We start from the raw sequence: 18,134 nt of genomic DNA on the forward strand, positions 1-18,134 counted from the left end.
TTTGAAAATTTGACAACCTCCCGCCGGATTAAAAACCATTTTTAATGATCAACAAAAGGCGTTTTTGTGCTGATCGTGACACGCCATGGGTAAACTACCGAATTTTGCTCCAGGAAGCGTCATAACGAACGGATCTCTCCCTGCGAATTGGTAAAAAACTCTTTTTTTGGGGAGAGAACTCAGGCAGCTTTTTTGTAGGGCCCTCGATGTCGCTTCGCATCCTGCTTGTACAAGAGTGCTCCATAACGATGAATGTTGCGAGCCAGCACTGCAAGGGCAACATAGCGATTGAATCCTTTGATGCCATCATCAGGGCATATATCCAAGCCGTGAACCTCAAGTGCGTTGATTGCTGATTCAACTGCCGAATGCTGCCGTCGCAGTCTCCTGAATTCCGGCTCGGATTCATGAGCTTTGTCGATTTTTGAGAGCTTGCCTTTTTTCGGCATAACAACTTTTTCAAGAAGCGCTTTCAGGTCGCGTTGGTTATCCGGGCTATGAAAGCCTTTGTCGTAGCTGATCGATCGCAAGTTTGGAAAACGTTGCTTGGTCTCTTCGATAATGGACACTGCGATGTCGCTATCGACAACTTTTTCCATGACCTGATGATGCAGGATAAAACGATACTGATCTTCGATAATACAGACCCGTAATCCCAACTCAACCGGCACTCCCGCCTTGCCTTTACTGATCCACTCGGTGTGTGGCTGAAAAATTGAAAAGACTTTCTCCGCATGCGGAATAACCTCGTCATTTATCCGACGACGAATTTGCCCCATTTGTACCTCAGCATGAGCAATATAGCCGTTAAGCTGGCTGAGCCGCAACGGATTTAAGCCACCCAGTTCTGCGCCGGTACGCACTGCCCGTTGTAACTGATAATCGACTGCCGCAAGGTAATCGAGGAGTGCTTGCTTTATTTGTTGATCTTTGAGAGCTTTCTTTTCCGGCTTTTTTGATGTCGAGTGCTTGAGCTGTTGCACAATACGACGCATTCTTTTGATATGCCGGATGTTATGATCGTATTGGCGCCATTGACTTAATCCTTCATCAAAAGACCATTTCGCACAGACCTCAATGGCTTTGCGAATGGCATCGAACAACTGGCTTGTATCAGCAGGAAAGTGAACGTTGGTTTCCACCACAAACGAATCACCTCGGGCCATTAAAGGGAAATTTTCTTCCTCTTTTTTTTTACTAACGTATGACCTGCACGGACAATTTCCTGGTTGATTCGATCAAGCAATTCGGGGGTAAACAGTCGGACATTATCTTTGATGGTCTGGAGTTCATAAGATGTTTTATCAGTCCAATCGTTGTGACCAAGCATCTGGCGAAGCGTATCGTGGTGATTGACCAATTCATGAAGCCGATCGTAATCAGCGTTGATTCCCAGTCGAACGACACCCAGTACCAAAATTGCCCATTGCTCCATACCGGGACGCCCTGTGTTTGGGTCAGCTTTTCCTTCTCCTTTTTTCCGTTCAGGACGAACCTCTTCGAGGATGGCAAAAACACGCTTGCGCAACTCCTCGTCGGTGTAGATGCCCTGAAGGCCCCTCAAGATTTTTGGGATATCATCTCGTGATTTCGGATCGAAAACAATGGCAGAAATATCGGTACGACCGAACATCATTTGGTGGTTGATGACGCTACGCATAGTGGATTTCAAAAAACGAAGTTTGGAGTCTGTTTCTCTTTGAGGGCACCCTGCAACACCTTTTCTCTATCAAAAATGCTTCTAATGGGGTATTATTACGCTTTAGCTCAGGGTCCGTCAAATATCTTTGACCATGAAATAACAATATAAACTATTATTTTATAATATCATAACAGTTTTTCGTTCATCCACTACTTACCGATAGCATCAATCTCCTCTCCGCTGAGCCTGAACTCCCCTGCTCCGATAGTCCCCTCAACCTGGGCAGCATTGCGCCCGCCAACGATTGCGCCAGTTACCGCCGGGTTACGCAAAGTCCAGGAAATAGCAACCTCCCCGGCAGAGCATCCATGTGGCGCACCAATCCGCTTGAGCAACTCAACAAGTTCAAGATTGGCAGAAAGCCTCGGCTCCTGAAACTCCTTGTTCTGACGACGCCAGTCATCTGCAGAAAAATTGGCTGCCCGTTCACGACTCATAGCGCCTGTCAACATGCCCGAAAGCATCGGAGAATAGACAATCACACCGATATTCTGCTCCAGACAAAACGGCAGAATCTCCTTTTCAACTGCAGGCCGCAACATCGAATAGGGCGGCTGCAGAGAGGCAACAGGTGCAATCGGGATAACCCGGCGCAGTTGCTCAACAGTGAAATTCGAAACCCCGATATGACGAACCAACCCCTCCTCCTTCAGACGAGCCATCTCCTGCCAGCCCTCTTCAAGATCACCTTCAGGGTTCGGCCAGTGAATCTGGTAAAGATCAAGAGCATCAACCTGCAGCCGTTTCAGACTCGCCTCACACTCGCGCCGTATCGAATCAGCCTTGAGACTATTGCCAACCTGACGCTCAGCATTCCAGACCAATGAGCACTTGGTAAAAATATAGGGCTTCTGCTTCATACCAGCCAGAGCCTTCGCTACCAGCTCCTCCGAATGGCCAAGCCCATAAACCGCCGCCGTATCAATCCAGTTGATACCAAGCTCAACCGCACGCTCAATGGCCGTTATCGCATCGCCATCATCCTGTGCACCCCATCCATAGGCCCAATCAGCACCCCCGATTGCCCAACTGCCAAAACCGATCGGGGTGATCTGCATATCCGTATTGCCTAACTGTTTTTTCTGCATCATCGTTTCAACTTGTTTAAAATTATGCCGCCACTGTTTTTTCATAAAATGGTGACGGAATGGTCGGGTAAGCACGAGAGACGTGACGGAAAATCTCCTCTGACCTCTCCTTTACCTCCTCTTCTGTATAAAACTCCACCGACAAACCTGTAGCATCACTCCAAAGAAAATCCTCAATTGCCGTGCGAACCGCATCGCGAATCAAAGTCAAACACCCGCAACCGCTGCTTCAGGCGCTCCCCCTTTTCATACTGGAAGGTGACCAGCACCCCGTCGCGGAAGAGCGTGTACTTCTCCAGGTTCGTCGCCAGCAGCGTCTGCGTCGCCGTCGTTGTCACAATCTGGCGCAGCGCATCGTCATAAGCCGTATCAGGCAGCCCCGGATTCAGCTCAGTCAGCTTTGCCCGTAACATGCGCGTCAGCACCACCTCCCGGTCATCCTTGCGCCCCAGGATACTTTCAGGGCCAAAATCCTCCCGGTTACAGGCATAGACTGACTCCCAGCGCAATTGCTGCTCAAGATAGTCCGCCGTCGTCTGTTGAACAAGGGAGTCTTCGGTGTAGGGTGATGGGGTCATAGGCTCTGCGATTGCAATGTCGCCACCTTTTCAGTGATTACTCTTGCTGGCACGTTTAACCCTAAATTAACGTATCTGAACGAATAAAGCACCATACCTTTATCGTTTACGCCAGGATTGCGTAGCTCATAAGGTATTGAAAAAGAGTGGAATGCCTTTTATCCTTTAAGAAAAGGGTTTTCATCAAGGATGGAAGAAGAGGTCGACGATTGCACTGTATTGATATTTCGACAAACAACGTCAACATTGTAAAACACTTTAAAACAAAATCTGAAGTTTGGTCAGGTGGTGATACTCACCCACAGAACAATATGACTTGCTACCAGAAGTTTTTGAGCAGTTCAATGTGTTCGAAAGCTGGCAAACTCAATCAGCAGAGCGCGATACAAGACAAATTGAACATCAAACTGCGTTTATCCCGCGTCTTTTTCCTTTTTTTGTCGGGCTTGTGATTGATAGTTTTCCTTCATTGTACTTATGAATCAGCATTGATATAAAAGATTGATATGGAATACCTTCTTCGACCGCCTTGGCACGAATTTTCATTAAATCGCGCTCACTCATTGTTATGTTGATTTGTTTTTGTGTGTTCAGGCTATAGAGGGCAGTCTTTTCATATTGATTTTTTTCTTTAGCGTCAAGATCGGAAATCCAGTTTTCCGTTTCAAGTGATTCCGCTAATTCTTGTTCATCTTTATCAACGTAGCTCGTCTTTTTTTTCATTTTTTTCTCCAAAAAATCTCTTTGTTGCTTTGCTGTTTGGTATTATCGTTTTCAAAAATATTTTTTCTTCATCTTCAATGTACGGTACTGAATAGACATAACTTTCAAGCTCTACCAGAAAAATTTTCTGGTTTGGATATTTTTCCTGGTTTGGATGTCTTACGCGGTCGAGCAGTTTTCCGGAAGCTATTGCCAGTTCAACCTGCTCAAATGAGACACCTCGCTCTTTTTTGAGTAAATCATTTTTATCATCATTCCAATCAAAATATTTCATCAGCGGATACCTGTTGTCTTCAATTTTAATGATAGCAACAGCTTATGATTTCTGTCAAACAAATTCTCTATTTTATTATGAAAAAGATAATGTAACGCCATTGTAGCGAAATAATAGCAACACATCAAAAAACCAGCCAAAAATACATCAGAATATCAGACATAAACCTTGTGAAGATAAAATTCCTGGCCAAACTGCTGCTCCAGATAGTCTGCCGTCGTTTGCTGAACGAGGGAATCTTCGGTGTAGGGCGATGAGGTCATGGGCCTCATCATGGGCCCCGACATGAGGGGTTGACTCTGGCTGTAACTCTGGCTGTCCAGAAACTGGCTCAAGAAGAATAAAATCTTTACACAGATTGCTCTTCATCCGTTTCAGGCTTTATGACAAGGGATTGACCGTCTATTGACATTTCGACAAACAATGTAAATACTATAACTCATTATTAATTAATCACTTAATAATCTATCAGAGAAGTTATCGACGCAAGTTATGAACGTAACGCCCTTTATTCGGGCCAATTGCGACAATAACTTGATAATATTGTGCGCAATGCTCATACCACCACCTCCCCGCTCATCAGGCGCGGGAGGAGAATGTCGCGGGCTTTGCTGAGATTACGATTTTCAAAACTGAGTGTTTTCAGTTGCTGAAGAATTGGGTCAATAATGCTGTTGTATCCCCAACTCCTCAAAATTCTTCTTGATGGCGATGGGCGGGCGGGCGCGGTTGAGGAACCAGAGTTCGCAGCTCAACAAGGAGCGTTACAAAGCCTTTTTCAGGCTATTCGTCACTTTTTGACGGCAACGCGGAGCAGACAGTATCCCGGGAAGTGGATTACCACGCATTCTGCTTTATTGCATCATCAATCATTCATGCAAAGTAAAAATACTGTAATAACTAACATGTTTAGCCCTGTAAAGTCGGCTATCGTGTTCATATCAATACCCTTACCTGCCATATTCAATACAATGGCCTTTGATGCTGCATTGACTCCTTCCTCTCTCCCTTTTTCCATGCCCTTTTCCAGTGCCGAGGCAATTTTACTTTCTGCTTCCACCAATGATTGCTTGCGAACTTCATATACCTGACGCTCCTCTTCATCAAACATGCGATCTATGGCTGTAATAGCTTTCACTATATTTTTGTCGATGGCCAGCTCTTTGGGCGTATGCTCCCGGTCAAGCTGATGCGCTGTCATAAAAAAAGGTCGTCCAGCGATCAAGTGTACTGCTAATTTCATGGTGCAGTTTATTGAACTTTTTCAGCTCAATCTCCACCACCTGATCCTCTTCGGAGACAATGGCGTTAATGAGGGAGATGAGCAGATCCTTATTCTCTTCGCTGCCAAAAAGCTTTTTAAAGGCGAAATCGACGCGGGGATTTATTTTGCATATGGTTCTATCCGGTTCAGCCGCTCATCAAACTCCAGTTCCATGTCTGGTGATGGGTTGATGTTATGCAATTTCAGAAGTGTCCGCATGATGGTCCTCTGTTGTCAGTTTGTGCCTGGCGTTTTTGGGCTTTAAAGAAATATTCTGAAGATAGTTCGTGTATCTGAAAGGAAACCCTTGTGTTTTTTTGAGAACAGGTCACCGTTTTAGCGTAATGACCACTATTTTTATGATGCACCAGTTCATAATACTCTTCTTTGGGCAGCAAACACAGCAGATTGATGTACCCGACTCTCACCCTCCTTCAGCGATGCCAAATAGTCAAACTGCGCTTCCGGTTTCAGGTAGATGGCGCTCTTGCCGGAAAAATCCTCCTTGGAGAGCGGACGGGTTTTGCCCCCGCGAGTGGGCAGAGCAGCTTCGAGCCCCTCCCGCACTGCCAGAAAGCGGCTGTAGGCATGGCGCAAAAAAATCAGCCCCATGACCGGCAGAAAGTACTCGTTACTCGCATAGTTTGAGCTCGCCCGCAAGGTATCCGCCGCGTTCCAGAGGCGCTTTTCTATAGCTTCGATGTGTTCAAGTTGCGACAAGTGGTTGTTTTGTTAATCTGTTAAAAGGAATCCATACAAGCATCCATCATCTGAGTCTTGTCGTCTGGTTAAGATATGCTGTTGTAATGGCACAATTTACTTTTTATTAAGGCGTTACCCATGCAATTTGCTGGATACAACAGTTAAATACAGCTTGTCATTTTCAATTCTAACGTCTATAAAAACGGAACATCCAGCCCCATGAGCCATGAAAATCGTCAAAAAAGCCTGAATGTCATGGCTTGGTATTACAAAATATTCAGTTAATTTTGGCATTGAGTCAACTTTTGAGGGTATCGCGGATGCGAGAAATAATTTTCTTCAAAAATTCTGCCGGAAAAAGTCCTGTTAAAGATTTTTTGAGTGCCTTGTCTGCAAAAGAGAAACAGAAAGTTTTTTGGGTACTTGCTTTAATCAGAGATATTCAGATAGTACCAAAAGATTATTTTAAAAAGCTTTAGAACACCGACGGAATCTGGGAAGTTCGAGCAAAACACGGCAACAACGCATTCAGATTGCTTGGTTTTATGGATAAGGGTAGCCTCGTTATTTTAACAAACGGGTTCATCAAGAAAAGTCAGAAAACACCAGATCAATAGATCGCTCTGGCAGAGCAACGAAAAAATATATACAAGGAGGGAAAAAGGCATGGATGAGCTACAGGCATTTATTGATGAGCAAAAAGCTCTTGATCCAGAGTTTGCGGAGTCGTTTGATGAAGGGTATGAACAGTTCAAGATAGGGGTGCTCCTTCGTCAGGCTCGTGAGAGTGTTGGTTTAACACAGGATGATATTGCTGGTAAAATGAAGACCAAAAAATCCACGATCTCCCGTATTGAAAATCACTCGCAGGATGTACGACTTTCAGTGTTGATGCACTATACTGAAGCTCTTGGAAAAAAACTGAACCTTTCGATTCAGTGAGTGGGAACAGCGCGCCTATTCACCCTTACCCATCTGCTGCGACAACTGCTCCCAGCCGTTGAAGCTTCATAGCCGTTTGCTTTAAGGGGACTGATTCTACCACAGCATCATCTCCGCCCATGAACTTCAGCGCCGTAGCATACAAGCCGGGAATGGCAAGATTCAGCGTCACCAGTTGTTTGGCCAGCTCGTCAAGCAGTTTTGGCTGGTCAATAATCGCCGTTACAAAGCCCTTCTCAAGCTCTTCGTCACTTTTTGACGGCAGCGCGGAGTAGACAATATCATCATCCATGATCGGGCTCTTGTTGCAGGTTGGGGGATGCTGCGATAGTGTCGCAATTTACTCTTTATTCTGACGTTGCTTATGCAGTTCACAGAAAAAATCAGTAAAATACAACTAAACAAGCAAAGCGAATCTATTCGATGGAGTTATCAATAGAGTCCCTGTAATAAATAATTTCTGCATCATGCCAACGATTAAAGAACTGTCGAATGGATTTCGATTCTTTTTCTTTAGCTTCGATTGTAACGAGCCTTTGCACGTGCATGTGAGTAAAGAGAGCAAAATCTGCAAGTTCTGGGTGGAACCTCTTTCGTTGGCAAAAAACCACGGCTTTTCGTCAAAAGAGCTTAATGCCATTTACAAGGTAATCCAGCTTGAAAGCAACCTCATAAAAAGTTACTGGTATGAACACTGCGGTCAATAATGAACCAAGGATCAGTGCCGTTGAAATCACTGACGAGGTGATTTCCGCAACTCTTGATGACGGGCGAACGATCAGTGTTCCCCTGATTTGGTCATGGCGTTTAACCGAAAGCTCCGTGGAGCAGAGAAACAACTATGAGATCATTGGTAACGGTATCGGCATTCACTGGCCTGATATTGACGAAGATATCAGTGCAGAAGGGATGCTGTATGGAGTTCCCGCACAACGATCAAGAAAAAAAATATCGGCGTAAGGAGAAGGAAAAATGTAGTATCTGACAAACTCCATCAACAAGCACGCTTCACTTCACGCTGCAAGGCTCTTCTGCGCTCTTGCTCCCTTCACAGTCACATTCACAATGCGCGACAAGCAACTTGCCGATTTCAAGCTCACCAATACGCGCTTTGCCAATGACAAGTTTACCAAGAGCGAGTCGGCCAATAGCCACGGCGCCGATAGCGAGCGCACCGATGGAGAACGCTCCAATGGCGAAGAGGCCCAAAGAGGCGAGCAATGAAGAGCTGACAAGAGAGGGCTTGAGTGGTTCAGCTTTCAGCCTGGAAGAAACAGAATCGGAGCCACAACATGAAAAGGCTGAACCCTTCTGCCCTTTTGCTCCAATGTTCAGATGACGATGCAGGAATGATTGCATAATGATAGATGATGAGTTTGATGCCGGGGCGACGACTACCATAACTCAAAATTGCAAAAAAAATATGATTCCATTACCGTTCACAAAGCAGTTTTTTTATTGCTTCGACCTGATTATTCATCCCCGCCCTTTTGCGAAAAAGAGGTGATTTCCAACACCGTCAAACCTGTGGCCTCAGCAATGGTGGCGATCTCGATGCCTTTGCCCAACAAGTTCATTGCAATGGCTTTCAAAATATTTTTGTCGGAAGCCAACTCGTTTGGAGTATGCTCCTGGTCAAGCTGATGCGCTGTCGTTAAAAAACTGCTCCAGCGATCGAGAGCACTGCTTATGGCGAAATCGACGCAGAGGGATTTATTTTGCACATGGTTGTATCGTAGAATCACCCGAAGGCCCAAAAGATTGACAACAGTTATCGCCGCTTTACACGGTCGAAAGACGCTCTTTCTTTACATCGGTTTTGATCACATAACAGCCGTCGAACAGAGCTGCTCCTTTCAGGATCTCTTCATTGATCGTTACCTTGAACACCCTCTCCTAATGGGTCAGTTCCAGTACATCGTTGAGCTTGTACTGGCTGATCTTTTTCTGAAGAAAGCGTTGTGCAACATCCTGGTCACGTTTGACGGAACCGGCGAGATAGCTGTTTTTTTCTTCAACGTAACGCTGGATTTTTTTAACCCGTTCTTGGCGATTCTTTGCCATCTCTGCCTCTCGAACAGGATTTCTTCTCAGCACATATCGTACGCTTTCTGTTTTATTTTCAACCTCATACAGATCATTATCAAAAAAATCCATTTGCAGCACTTCCGTCTTGAGCAGTGTCCTGATTTCTGGTTTTGAGAGTGAGGTGATGTAATGAAATCCCGCCTCGGTCAACTCTTTGGCCTGTGGTGTTTTGATCATTCCTTTGTCGCCAACCATCGTGATCTCGTCAATTCAAAAGGTGTTGGCAACAGTACGAATCTGCTCTGCAACCGTTGACTTGTCGCCGGTATTGCCTGCAAATACCCGGACAGCAACCGGATCGCCATCTGCTGTACACAACAAGCCGATAACGCGATCTGCTTCTTCCCCTTTTTTCCATCTCGGTTGTACCCAAAGGCAGCAAGCACATTCTCCATCCCTTCAAGATATGATGAAGTAAAATCATAGAGCAATAACTCAGGGCCTGCAACTGTCGAATGCTACTTGAATAACTTCCGCTCAATGCGCTCCTGATTCTGTGTCAACCATGCCAGGTTTTCAATACTGTATTTTTATTCTTGACTGTGTTGTACCAGATAGAATTTTCGGCAACTGCGCGACGCGCACAGAATTGATATTAAAAAAGAAGGCGGTATTGGCGACTGGATTTGTGACCGGGTTCAGTGCTCCGTTGAAGGCGATTGGCCAATCAGCCGCCGGAGCCCAGATGTTCATGTGAAGTGCCATCGGATGCTGTGGAATAGCATTTGTCTGCTCCCGAACCAACTGACCATCAACATACCATAATATTGCATTTTTGAACCACTCAATGCGGTAGGTGTGCTCATCGGTTAACGCACCTGAAATTGGATTAAAAGCAGGATGACCTGCGCCAAGGGGTTCATTCGCATAGAAGTTTGTCTGAATTTGATTGGGCCTATTCGATACCGCTGTAAAATCGATTTCGTCATGGAAGGTACCGGTGGAATTATAGAGAAACATGCCTCCGACAATACCAGCCGCCAACGGTTTTTCGAAATAAGCCTTGATTTCGACAGAAACTCCAGGGGAAAATGTCTGATTAGAGATAACTTCTGTTCCATAGAAGGATGGTGAAGAGCCATTGATTGGGTTGTATGTATCGAGTTCGAGACGTAACACACCGTTTTTTCCTTCTGGAAGCAATTGGCGCTGTTGAGTGCGTCCGTAAAACGAAAAGTTTGAAGTGCCATTTTGCCAGTGGTTGTAGTCCCAGTTATTGAAACTATCCGCAAAAAGGATTTTTAAGTCATTACCTTCATTATTTCCTGATTCAGTGTCGTTCAGTATCTTTTGGCCTTTAGGTATTTCAACGGTTTTAGATGTATACGAAATAACTTTTGGTAGAATAAACACCATGACTACTGCTAATGCTAATAAGGCAATAATTAATGTTTTCCAGCTTATGACTTGCCAGGTTCTTAGGCCCGCAACTGCTGAGATCCCTTTTTCAACCCTCGTACGCAGAGGCTGCAGCTTCGACATTGAGGATACCTTTACTGGTGCTGACTTCGGGACTGGAGCTGAAACCGTATCTGGCGCTTTACCCGGGAGAGCTGGTTTTGAAGAATAGATTTTTGAGGTAACAGCATTCACAAGTTCCCTGAATGCCCTACAAGAGGTATCTTTTTTCCAGTCAGAAAGGTCTGCGGCATGAATATGACTCAATCCAAATGGAGGCTCAACGGCGTCAAGAAGCGCTGGAACAAGAATCCCCCTTTTATCCGCTTCATCTGCTTCGGCAATGACCCATTCGGAAGTGATGGAAAAATGAGACCATAAAACAAGCACGCACCGTGATTCATCCAGCCTCTTCTTGATATAACTCCGCCAGCTCTCACCCGGAGGAATCTCCAGATCCCAGAAAACACTCCAGCCCTTTTTTTGCAGCTCTTTGACAATTGGCTGAACCCGTTTCAGGTCTTTGCGGGCATAGCTTATAAAAATATCAGTTTTAAACTCATTGCGTTGCGGTCCGGGTGGCGCCTCTGCTCCATCGGTTGCACCAACACTACAGCCATCATACACCGACAAAAAGTTTTTCATTTCGCCGACCCAGCGCGGCCGTTCATGATCACTCAATCCATCAATATAGTGTTGTCGTTTTTGTTCGAAGCGTACCTTGTCGTCACCCCTGAAGGGCAACTTCGCCGCTTCAAGCAACGCCTCGCCAATGGTCGCTGGATTTTCGAGCATCCTGATGATCTCTTCAACGGTCATTCGTTTTGCCTCTTCTGAATATTATGGGGTACAATCAAAGGTACTGTGCAAGAAAAATTTTCATTTCGCCAACCCAACGTGGCCTGTCATGATCACTCAGTCCATCAATGTATCTCTGCCGTTTTTGTTGAAACCGTACCTTGTCATCACCCCTGAATGGTAACTTCGCCGCTTCGATCAGGGCTTCACCAATGGTTGCAGGATTATCGAGTAGTTGCATGATCTGCTTGCCTGCTTTACTGACGGAGGAAGCAAGAATAGTGTCGGTGGTGCCCTCTGCCCGTTTCAGTTGGCTTTCGCTCTGAGTCGGGTTCAGCTCCCGGTGCTCGTAGGCTTCAGGGTGTGCGGCCATACGCATCATCTCCATCTTGATCTCTGCAAGTTTGCTGAACATCCTGTCGCGCTCGCTTTTGTCCCTGATATTGGCAATGGTCTGGCAGAGGTCGTGCTGCTGCAAATCAAGGAGCATAAGCTTCTCGGATACTTTCACAAATTCGGGAGAGAGCTTGATTTGACCGAGATTGATATCAACATCTGCCAACGCAAGGGAAGACAAACCCGCAGAGAGTGCGGTGAAATCAAGCGTTTTTTCTGCGTAGGTGAAAAATTTCCGGCAGGCTGGTTTTGGAGAGAAGAATCCCATCGTTGTTTCCTTATGTTGAGAAATGAAGTGTAAAGGCCGTTGTACTTCTGTGTATGCCACTTGCCCTGAACAACTCACCCGCGAAACCAACCCTTATTGTTCGCCACTCGTATGCTGCGATAAAGAGGTGATTTCCGACACACTCAACCCTGTGGCCTCGGCAATGGTGGCAATAGCAATGCCTTTGCCCAACAAGTTGAGTGCAATGGCTTTCGATGCTTTTTCCATGCCCTTTTCCATGCCCTTTTCCAGTGCCGATGCAATTTTGCTTTCTGCGTCCACCAATGATTGCTTGCGCACCTCATAAACCTGACGTTCCTCTTCATTAAACATGCGATCTATGGCCGCAATGGCTTTCACAATATTTTTGTCGACGGCAAGCTCTTTGGGTGTATGCTCCCGGTCAAGCTGATGCGCTGTCGTTAAAAAGGTCGTCCAGCGATCAAGTGTACTGCTAATTTCATGGTGCAGTTTATTGAACTTTTTCAGCTCAATGTAGTGCAGTTCAAAAACGTCGTGCAGCCGGTCATCCTTTCCTGTGGCGGTATTGATGATTTTGTAGCAACTGTGAACATCCGTTGTATCAGGAACAAAGTTATAGTCGAGAATGTTGATACTGATAGTTTTCTTCAGCTCTTTGTACATCATCCCTTCGCTGAGCTGTTCGGTGACCAGCTTGGCCCAGTAGAAAATAGCCCGTTTGTCGAAGTTGTAGTCTTCACTTATCTGCATCTCAACGTTGAACCAGCGGCCATTTTCAGCTTTAGCCTTGATGTCGAGAATAGAGATTTTTCCTGCACGGTAATCCGCCAGATTGTACGGGTTTTTCAGCTCAATCTCCACCACCTGATCCTCTTCGGAGACGATGGCGTTAATGAGGGAGATGAGCAGATCTTTGTTCTCTTCACTGCCAAAAAGCTTTTTAAAGGCGAAATCGACGCGAGGATTTATTTTGCACATGGTTGTATCCGGTTCATGTATCAACAATACTTGGGAGAAAATTATACTAACGCTGTTAATCGGCGCAACATCTTGACTGCATATTTTAACGTATAGTTGATCGAAGTACAAGAATTTTTGTGCTCACCATGCGTATCACAGGAAACCGAACCGGGGAACAGGCGCTTCCTTGCTCAAAAATCCGGCCGCCACGAGGCGGCTCTGTGTCGTTCGCTGAAGCAAAAGAGTTGTGCACGGCGCTCATCCTTCGCTGCCGTTCTCAACTCTTTTGTCAGCTCTCTCTTGCTCAAAGTAAAGAGCGGAATGAGCTGCCAACTGACTACGGGACGAAGACCAGGCGGAAGCCAACAAAGTAGCTACGGTAGTCGGGGGGGCCGAGGCTGCGAAAAGCCGACCGACAGTACCTCGCATAGCTGACCCAGCGGCCACCACGCAGGACCCGGCACGAACCAGTTGCTGGCCCTGAAGGATTTTCAACCGTACCTTTCGTCTTGCACTCTTCGTAATATTTATCTCCGTACCAGTCTCCGCACCACTCCAAGACATTGCCGTGCATGTTGTACAAACCCCACGCATTAGAGGAAAAACTGTCAACTGCAACCGTATTATCCCGATACACTCCTTTCTGATTACTCTTATATGGATAGTTGCCGTCATAGTTCGCCTGTCCGGTCGACAGATTCTCTCCCGTATTGAAAGGCGTTGTGGTTCCTGCCCGACAGGCGCACTCCCATTCGGCTTCCGTCGGCAAACGAAAAGCCTCTCCTGTTGTTGCCGACAGCCATTTGCAATAGGCAACCGCATCATTCCAGCTCACATGTAATACTGGATGGTTCTCTTCTGCATCATTCCGCTCACTGCCCGAGATGCCATAACGCCAGTTAATGCCAGCCATCTTGTTCCACTCATTGCCATTCCAAACATAGCTACCATCTCCTTTTTCAGCATCAGTGCGATACCGTGACGCTTCGATAAATTCCCGAAACCCGGCAACCGTCACCGTATAACGACACAGATAAAAGTCACTAACCTTCACCTGATGCTGGGTCTCGTCATCAAATCTGTCAACTTCACCTGTCGGACTTCCCATAGGAAAAATACCGCCACGGATAAGCACAAAGTCCGAAAACACCTTCGGCTGGATGGGTGGTGGAACTGGTGATCGCACGGCACTCTCTCTCCGCTGCAAATCTCCAGGCAAAGGAACTTGGGATGCAATTGCTTCAATAAGTTGCAGGAACTTGGGATGTGAAGTGTTCTGTTTCCAGTTAACAAGTGTTTCAGCCTGAATTGTCCGAAATCCAAGTGGCGGTTCCACATCATCAATGCAGAGGGGAACAAGAACCCCCCTCTTTCTTCCCGTCTCGGCCTCCTCCCTAACCCAATGATGTTTATTCAAATCTACTGAAGCAAAAGACCAGAAGACAAGCACACAACGCGACTCATCAAGGGCTCTGGAGATTTCAATGGGCCAATTGTGACCAGCTCGAAGATTTCTGTCCCAGAAGATACACCATCCAAGTTTTTCAAGCTCTTGCACAATCGGCTCAACCCGTTGCCGATCTTCCTGGGCATAGCTGATAAAAATATCGTTCTTGAACTCCCAGCTTCTATACACTCCGTCAGACGTGCTGGCTCTCTTAACCTCACGGGGGTCACCATCAAATAAACTTTCACACAACGACAGCAAATTTTTCATTTCACCAACCCAGATTGGCCTTTCATAATCGCTCAATCCTGCAATGTATTTTTGCCTTTTTTGCTGAAACAAAATCTTGTACTCGCCCCTGAATGGCAACTTCGCCGCTTCAATCAAGGCTTCGCCAATCGTTGCCGGATTATCGAGCAACCTGAAAATTTCATCCACAGTCATACCTTTTATCTTTTTTTTCGGGCGTTGCTCTGCCGTTTTTTCCAGGTAAAAAAAATGCCCGTAGTCTTCGAAACGGCTATCCGGCTCGTCCTACCAACAACGGGCATTGCATCGTCTGCTCTTCGCCCTGAAATTTCAGGGACAGGGCCATCAATCTGTTCAGAGGCAGTCATCCGACTTTACTTTGAGCTACGGGACGAAGACCAGGCGGAAGCCAACATTGTTGCTACGGTTGTCGGGGGTGTCGTTGTTGCGATAAGCCGACCGACAGTTCCTCGCATTGCTGTTCCAGTTGCCACCACGCAGGACACGGTTCGAACCCACGACTGATGCCCTTACTCTTCACAAGCAAACCAGTTACTATACACTTTTTTTCTGAATTCTCTTGCATTGGCATACTCTGTAAAGGCCACCAATGGCATGGTATGGTCTCTGTACTCCCCAAAAAATCCGGCCGCCACGAGGCGGCTCTGTGTCGTTCGCTGAAGCAAAAGAGTTGTGCACGGCGCTCGTCCCTCGCTGCCGTTCTCAACTCTTTTGTCAGCTCTCTCTTGCTCAAAGTAAAGAGCGGAATGAGCTGCCAACTGACTACGGGACGAAGGCCAGGCGGAAGCCAGCACTGCGGCTGCGGTAGTCGGGGGCGTCGCTGCCGCGATAAGCCGACCGACAGCCCCTCGCACTGCCGTTCCAGCCGCCACCACGCAAGACACGGCCCGAACCGGTTTCGGGGCCAACCGGATTTTCAACCGTACCTTTCGTCTTGCACTCCTCGTAATAATTGCCCCCATACCAGTCGCTGCACCACTCCCAGACATTACCGTGCATGTGAAATAATCCCCATTGATTAGGCTCAAATCGTTCAGAACTACCAACCGCAACCGTAGTCTCTCTGTATCTTCCCTTGGCATTATTGTTATACGGATAGTTGCCGTCATAGTTTGCCTGATCGGTTGTAAGATTCTCACCGGTATTGAAGGGTGTGGTTGTTTTTGCCCGGCAGGCGTACTCCCACTCAGCCTCCGTTGGCAAACGGAAAGTCTTTCCTGTTTTATCCGTCATCCACTTGCAATAGGCCACAGCATCATTCCAGCTTACATGCAAAACCGGATGACTGTACTGATCCGATGGCCTTTTTTTACCCGATACGTCATGCCGCCAGTTTACTCCCTCTTTGTCTTTCCACTCCTTTCCATCCCAAATCCCGCTGCTGTTCGCTTTTTCGGCGTCAGTCTGATACCCGGATTCGTCAATGAATGTTTTAAACTCGGCAGGGGTAACTGCATATTTACACAGATAAAACTCACTCACCTTGACCTGATGCTGCGTTTCGTCACTGCCATATCGCTCTGGCTCTCCTTCCGGGCTGCCCATGGCAAATTCGCCTGCGGGGATGCGCACAAAGTTTGGGGGCACCTTTCTTGCTGTTCTGATCAGTGCCGGGTCCAGTCCCATACGTCGCAAAACATCGTCCGGAATGTCAAAAAATACCGGACTATACTCATGCTCATTGATCAGATGAATGCTCACCATATCGAGCAACTCTGTTGTCTGCTCAAGGGTATTGACCAATTGCCGCGCTTTTTTCTCGAAAAGCTCTTTATCCGTTTCGGCAAGCAATTCGTAAACGGCAAGTTGCAGGGTACAGCTCTCAAAATCAGCTTCACCCTGAAGTGGACGGTTCTGACTGAGCTGATCGTAGAGAAATTGATAGACACGGGCACGCTCTTCAAAAGTCAGCCACTGCTGCTGAAGTGCCCTGCGAAAATCGTCAGGAATTGTCCCTTTTGTGAACCAGTTGAGACGCAACAACTGGCTGATACTCTTGCATGACGGCAAAACGCTCTTTTCAGTCGAAAACATCTTGCCCAATGCGAGGGTCAGATTCCAGTCGAGTTCGGGGTAGATCGCACAGGCTGCAATCCAGCGCTTGAGTTGATCGTCAAGAAACAATCCGATGTAGTCGAGCTTTTTTCCTTCGGTTTTTATGGGCACCAATGAATAGTCGGCATGATCAGGCCAGTAGTGGAGGCAATCGAAATCGGCGCCTGCATCCGATGAAAGGTCAGCAGCCATTATCTGCATTCCCTCAACTGAAAGCGGCAAGACGAAGGGAAAGAGCTCCTGCAGCAGTCGCTCCCGTTCACCCCACAACGCGGGGGGCTCGGACGTGTAAAAATAGCGACGCTGCCAATTTTTGAAGATCTCTGTCCATGAAAACACGGCGGCTCGACGGGTATCAACACATTGCAACCCATCAGTAAAAATCAACAGCACGGCCTGTTCGTGAAGACTCAGAATCTCCTTCAATGCAATACCCCCGGGATGGCGGGGATTGCTGCAAAGTAAAGGCGAATAACCAAAATAGAAGCGCTCAACGAAGATGTTGTTTGCTTTCAGTGTTTCATAAAGGTTATTGTGGAGGTGCGCCTGATGGTCACGCGAGTTGTTGCGGTCAATGAGCATCAGGTATTCGACATGGCGGCGGGCAGGACTGAAAACAGGTTTTGCCAAACCACCTTCTTGGATAGTTTGGCGAATCGTTTTTTCGATGTCGAAGGAGTAGCGACCTGAGTGTTCTGTGTAGCGGAGTTGGCGCACAACCCTGAGCAACAGAGGGTCGCTCTCAATCTCCGTCGATTGCACAAAGCGCTCAAACATGTAGGAGCCGCTGCTTCGGGCTTTCAGCGAGGCCACTATTTTTTGATTCTCATCATCGATCTCTTTCTGTTGTTGCCTTGCCGGGCCGCCTGTTTTTGGTACATCGCTCTTTCCTGTTGACATCGGCGATTTTTCTTCCTTGCCGTCAGCTTCGGGCTTCTGCTGTTCAAGAAAAGGAATAAAAAAACGCTTGTAGAGTTCAATAAATGTCGCCTGCTGTTCTGCGGAATGAGCGAGCGCCGGACATAACCACATATCGAGCTGTTCCAGGTCACCCGATTCAATGGCCTTTATGATGAGGTAGTGTACTGTTTCAAAAGTGTCAATACCAAAGCTGAAACCCTGTTCCTGCAGGATTGTAAAAAACTCATCGAACGGATAGTGCCGATTGGCTGAAATAGAGGTTGCCAGCGAATCCATCG

The 18,134-nt window shown here is 46.8% G+C and carries 26 protein-coding genes and 1 pseudogene; 6 read left to right on the forward strand and 21 right to left on the reverse strand.

What is annotated here, in order from left to right; translation table 11 throughout:
* Positions 1-179 precede the first annotated feature (179 nt).
* From AC56AD_RS09690 to AC56AD_RS09740, 11 genes are all read right to left on the reverse strand, one after another.
* Positions 180-1,660, reverse strand: a protein-coding gene (locus AC56AD_RS09690) for an ISNCY-like element ISPph5 family transposase (RefSeq protein WP_150085532.1) whose coding sequence is annotated in 2 segments (ribosomal slippage) — positions 180-1,198 and positions 1,198-1,660 — 1,482 coding nt in all. Because the reading frame shifts where the segments join, the coding sequence is not laid out codon by codon here.
* Positions 1,661-1,851: 191 nt separating this feature from the next.
* On the reverse strand, positions 1,852-2,790 hold the full coding sequence (locus tag AC56AD_RS09695; protein ID WP_012508626.1) for an aldo/keto reductase: 939 nt from the start codon (positions 2,788-2,790) through the stop codon (positions 1,852-1,854).
* Between the two features lie 22 nt (positions 2,791-2,812).
* On the reverse strand, positions 2,813-3,001 hold the full coding sequence (locus AC56AD_RS09700; RefSeq protein WP_150085655.1) for a hypothetical protein: 189 nt from the start codon (positions 2,999-3,001) through the stop codon (positions 2,813-2,815).
* Positions 2,964-3,368 carry a type I restriction endonuclease gene (locus AC56AD_RS09705; protein WP_012508627.1) on the reverse strand — a complete coding sequence of 135 codons (405 nt, stop codon included), beginning with the start codon at positions 3,366-3,368 and terminating at the stop codon, positions 2,964-2,966. The genes AC56AD_RS09700 and AC56AD_RS09705 overlap by 38 nt, the downstream gene beginning before the upstream one ends.
* A gap of 402 nt (positions 3,369-3,770) precedes the next feature.
* Positions 3,771-4,091 (reverse strand): hypothetical protein, encoded by a 321-nt coding sequence (locus AC56AD_RS09710; protein ID WP_012508628.1) that lies wholly within the window; start codon positions 4,089-4,091, stop codon positions 3,771-3,773.
* Complete coding sequence (locus AC56AD_RS09715; protein WP_012508629.1) at positions 4,066-4,365, reverse strand: BrnT family toxin; 300 nt, start codon at positions 4,363-4,365, stop codon at positions 4,066-4,068. The genes AC56AD_RS09710 and AC56AD_RS09715 overlap by 26 nt, the downstream gene beginning before the upstream one ends.
* Positions 4,366-4,520: 155 nt before the next feature.
* Entirely contained in the window at positions 4,521-4,700 is a 180-nt protein-coding gene (locus AC56AD_RS09720) for a hypothetical protein (protein ID WP_150085657.1), read from the reverse strand.
* A gap of 221 nt (positions 4,701-4,921) precedes the next feature.
* Complete coding sequence (locus tag AC56AD_RS09725) at positions 4,922-5,059, reverse strand: hypothetical protein (protein ID WP_190273985.1); 138 nt, start codon at positions 5,057-5,059, stop codon at positions 4,922-4,924.
* Positions 5,060-5,230: 171 nt separating this feature from the next.
* Positions 5,231-5,608, reverse strand: coding sequence for a hypothetical protein (locus AC56AD_RS09730; RefSeq protein ID WP_223293895.1), 378 nt, complete (start codon positions 5,606-5,608; stop codon positions 5,231-5,233).
* The gene (locus AC56AD_RS09735; RefSeq protein WP_083765323.1) at positions 5,547-5,762 is read right to left on the reverse strand and encodes a PD-(D/E)XK nuclease family transposase; all 216 of its coding nucleotides are present in this window, start codon (positions 5,760-5,762) and stop codon (positions 5,547-5,549) included. Before AC56AD_RS09735 ends, AC56AD_RS09730 begins: the two co-directional genes overlap by 62 nt.
* A gap of 239 nt (positions 5,763-6,001) precedes the next feature.
* Positions 6,002-6,349, reverse strand: a complete 348-nt coding sequence (locus AC56AD_RS09740) for a type I restriction-modification system subunit M N-terminal domain-containing protein (RefSeq protein WP_041526513.1) — start codon at positions 6,347-6,349, stop codon at positions 6,002-6,004.
* Positions 6,350-6,651: 302 nt separating this feature from the next.
* On the opposite strand from AC56AD_RS09740, the gene AC56AD_RS09745 reads away from it, so the two are divergent.
* The 3 genes from AC56AD_RS09745 (at position 6,652) to AC56AD_RS09755 (ending at position 7,273) form a co-directional block, all read left to right on the forward strand.
* Positions 6,652-6,810 carry a hypothetical protein gene (locus tag AC56AD_RS09745; RefSeq protein WP_273278610.1) on the forward strand — a complete coding sequence of 53 codons (159 nt, stop codon included), beginning with the start codon at positions 6,652-6,654 and terminating at the stop codon, positions 6,808-6,810.
* Positions 6,811-6,876: 66 nt separating this feature from the next.
* On the forward strand, positions 6,877-6,948 hold the full coding sequence (locus AC56AD_RS09750; RefSeq protein WP_397234044.1) for a hypothetical protein: 72 nt from the start codon (positions 6,877-6,879) through the stop codon (positions 6,946-6,948).
* Between the two features lie 49 nt (positions 6,949-6,997).
* Positions 6,998-7,273 (forward strand): helix-turn-helix domain-containing protein, encoded by a 276-nt coding sequence (locus AC56AD_RS09755; RefSeq protein ID WP_012508631.1) that lies wholly within the window; start codon positions 6,998-7,000, stop codon positions 7,271-7,273.
* Positions 7,274-7,298: 25 nt separating this feature from the next.
* On the opposite strand, the gene AC56AD_RS09760 is transcribed toward AC56AD_RS09755, so the two are convergent.
* Complete coding sequence (locus AC56AD_RS09760; protein ID WP_012508632.1) at positions 7,299-7,565, reverse strand: hypothetical protein; 267 nt, start codon at positions 7,563-7,565, stop codon at positions 7,299-7,301.
* A 250-nt stretch (positions 7,566-7,815) separates the two neighbouring features.
* Between AC56AD_RS09760 and AC56AD_RS09765 the strand changes: the two genes are divergently transcribed.
* Together AC56AD_RS09765 and AC56AD_RS09770 are read left to right on the forward strand one after the other, a co-directional pair.
* Positions 7,816-7,980: a DUF4160 domain-containing protein gene (locus tag AC56AD_RS09765; protein ID WP_397232529.1), complete on the forward strand. Its 165-nt coding sequence runs from the start codon at positions 7,816-7,818 to the stop codon at positions 7,978-7,980.
* Positions 7,961-8,233 carry a DUF2442 domain-containing protein gene (locus AC56AD_RS09770; RefSeq protein WP_012508634.1) on the forward strand — a complete coding sequence of 91 codons (273 nt, stop codon included), beginning with the start codon at positions 7,961-7,963 and terminating at the stop codon, positions 8,231-8,233. Before AC56AD_RS09765 ends, AC56AD_RS09770 begins: the two co-directional genes overlap by 20 nt.
* Before the next feature lie 48 nt (positions 8,234-8,281).
* Here the strand turns inward: AC56AD_RS09770 and AC56AD_RS09775 are convergent, their stop codons facing one another.
* The 4 genes and pseudogenes from AC56AD_RS09775 to AC56AD_RS09790 form a co-directional block, all read right to left on the reverse strand.
* Positions 8,282-8,632, reverse strand: coding sequence for a hypothetical protein (locus tag AC56AD_RS09775; protein WP_012508635.1), 351 nt, complete (start codon positions 8,630-8,632; stop codon positions 8,282-8,284).
* A gap of 113 nt (positions 8,633-8,745) precedes the next feature.
* On the reverse strand, positions 8,746-8,997 hold the full coding sequence (locus tag AC56AD_RS09780; RefSeq protein WP_012508636.1) for a hypothetical protein: 252 nt from the start codon (positions 8,995-8,997) through the stop codon (positions 8,746-8,748).
* 64 nt (positions 8,998-9,061) lie between these two features.
* A pseudogene (locus AC56AD_RS09785) lies at positions 9,062-9,876 on the reverse strand (IS1634 family transposase); the annotation flags it as partial.
* 1 nt (position 9,877) lies between these two features.
* A complete protein-coding gene (locus tag AC56AD_RS09790; protein WP_481859660.1) occupies positions 9,878-11,440 on the reverse strand; it encodes a TIR domain-containing protein in 1,563 nt (520 codons plus the stop codon).
* Here AC56AD_RS09790 and AC56AD_RS09795 point away from each other — a divergent pair.
* Positions 11,429-11,596, forward strand: a complete 168-nt coding sequence (locus tag AC56AD_RS09795) for a hypothetical protein (RefSeq protein ID WP_223293896.1) — start codon at positions 11,429-11,431, stop codon at positions 11,594-11,596. The genes AC56AD_RS09790 and AC56AD_RS09795 overlap by 12 nt on opposite strands.
* Before the next feature lie 16 nt (positions 11,597-11,612).
* Here the strand turns inward: AC56AD_RS09795 and AC56AD_RS09800 are convergent, their stop codons facing one another.
* The 5 genes from AC56AD_RS09800 to AC56AD_RS09820 form a co-directional block, all read right to left on the reverse strand.
* Positions 11,613-12,221: a hypothetical protein gene (locus tag AC56AD_RS09800; RefSeq protein ID WP_012508638.1), complete on the reverse strand. Its 609-nt coding sequence runs from the start codon at positions 12,219-12,221 to the stop codon at positions 11,613-11,615.
* 93 nt (positions 12,222-12,314) lie between these two features.
* The gene (locus tag AC56AD_RS09805) at positions 12,315-13,181 is read right to left on the reverse strand and encodes an Rpn family recombination-promoting nuclease/putative transposase (protein WP_012508639.1); all 867 of its coding nucleotides are present in this window, start codon (positions 13,179-13,181) and stop codon (positions 12,315-12,317) included.
* 319 nt (positions 13,182-13,500) lie between these two features.
* Entirely contained in the window at positions 13,501-15,054 is a 1,554-nt protein-coding gene (locus AC56AD_RS09810) for an SUMF1/EgtB/PvdO family nonheme iron enzyme (protein ID WP_012508640.1), read from the reverse strand.
* A 189-nt stretch (positions 15,055-15,243) separates the two neighbouring features.
* Complete coding sequence (locus AC56AD_RS09815) at positions 15,244-15,378, reverse strand: formylglycine-generating enzyme family protein (protein ID WP_083765324.1); 135 nt, start codon at positions 15,376-15,378, stop codon at positions 15,244-15,246.
* A gap of 264 nt (positions 15,379-15,642) precedes the next feature.
* Positions 15,643-18,132 carry a formylglycine-generating enzyme family protein gene (locus AC56AD_RS09820; protein ID WP_012508641.1) on the reverse strand — a complete coding sequence of 830 codons (2,490 nt, stop codon included), beginning with the start codon at positions 18,130-18,132 and terminating at the stop codon, positions 15,643-15,645.
* Between the last annotated feature and the right edge of the window lie 2 nt (positions 18,133-18,134).

This window comes from Pelodictyon clathratiforme (assembly GCF_982375515.1).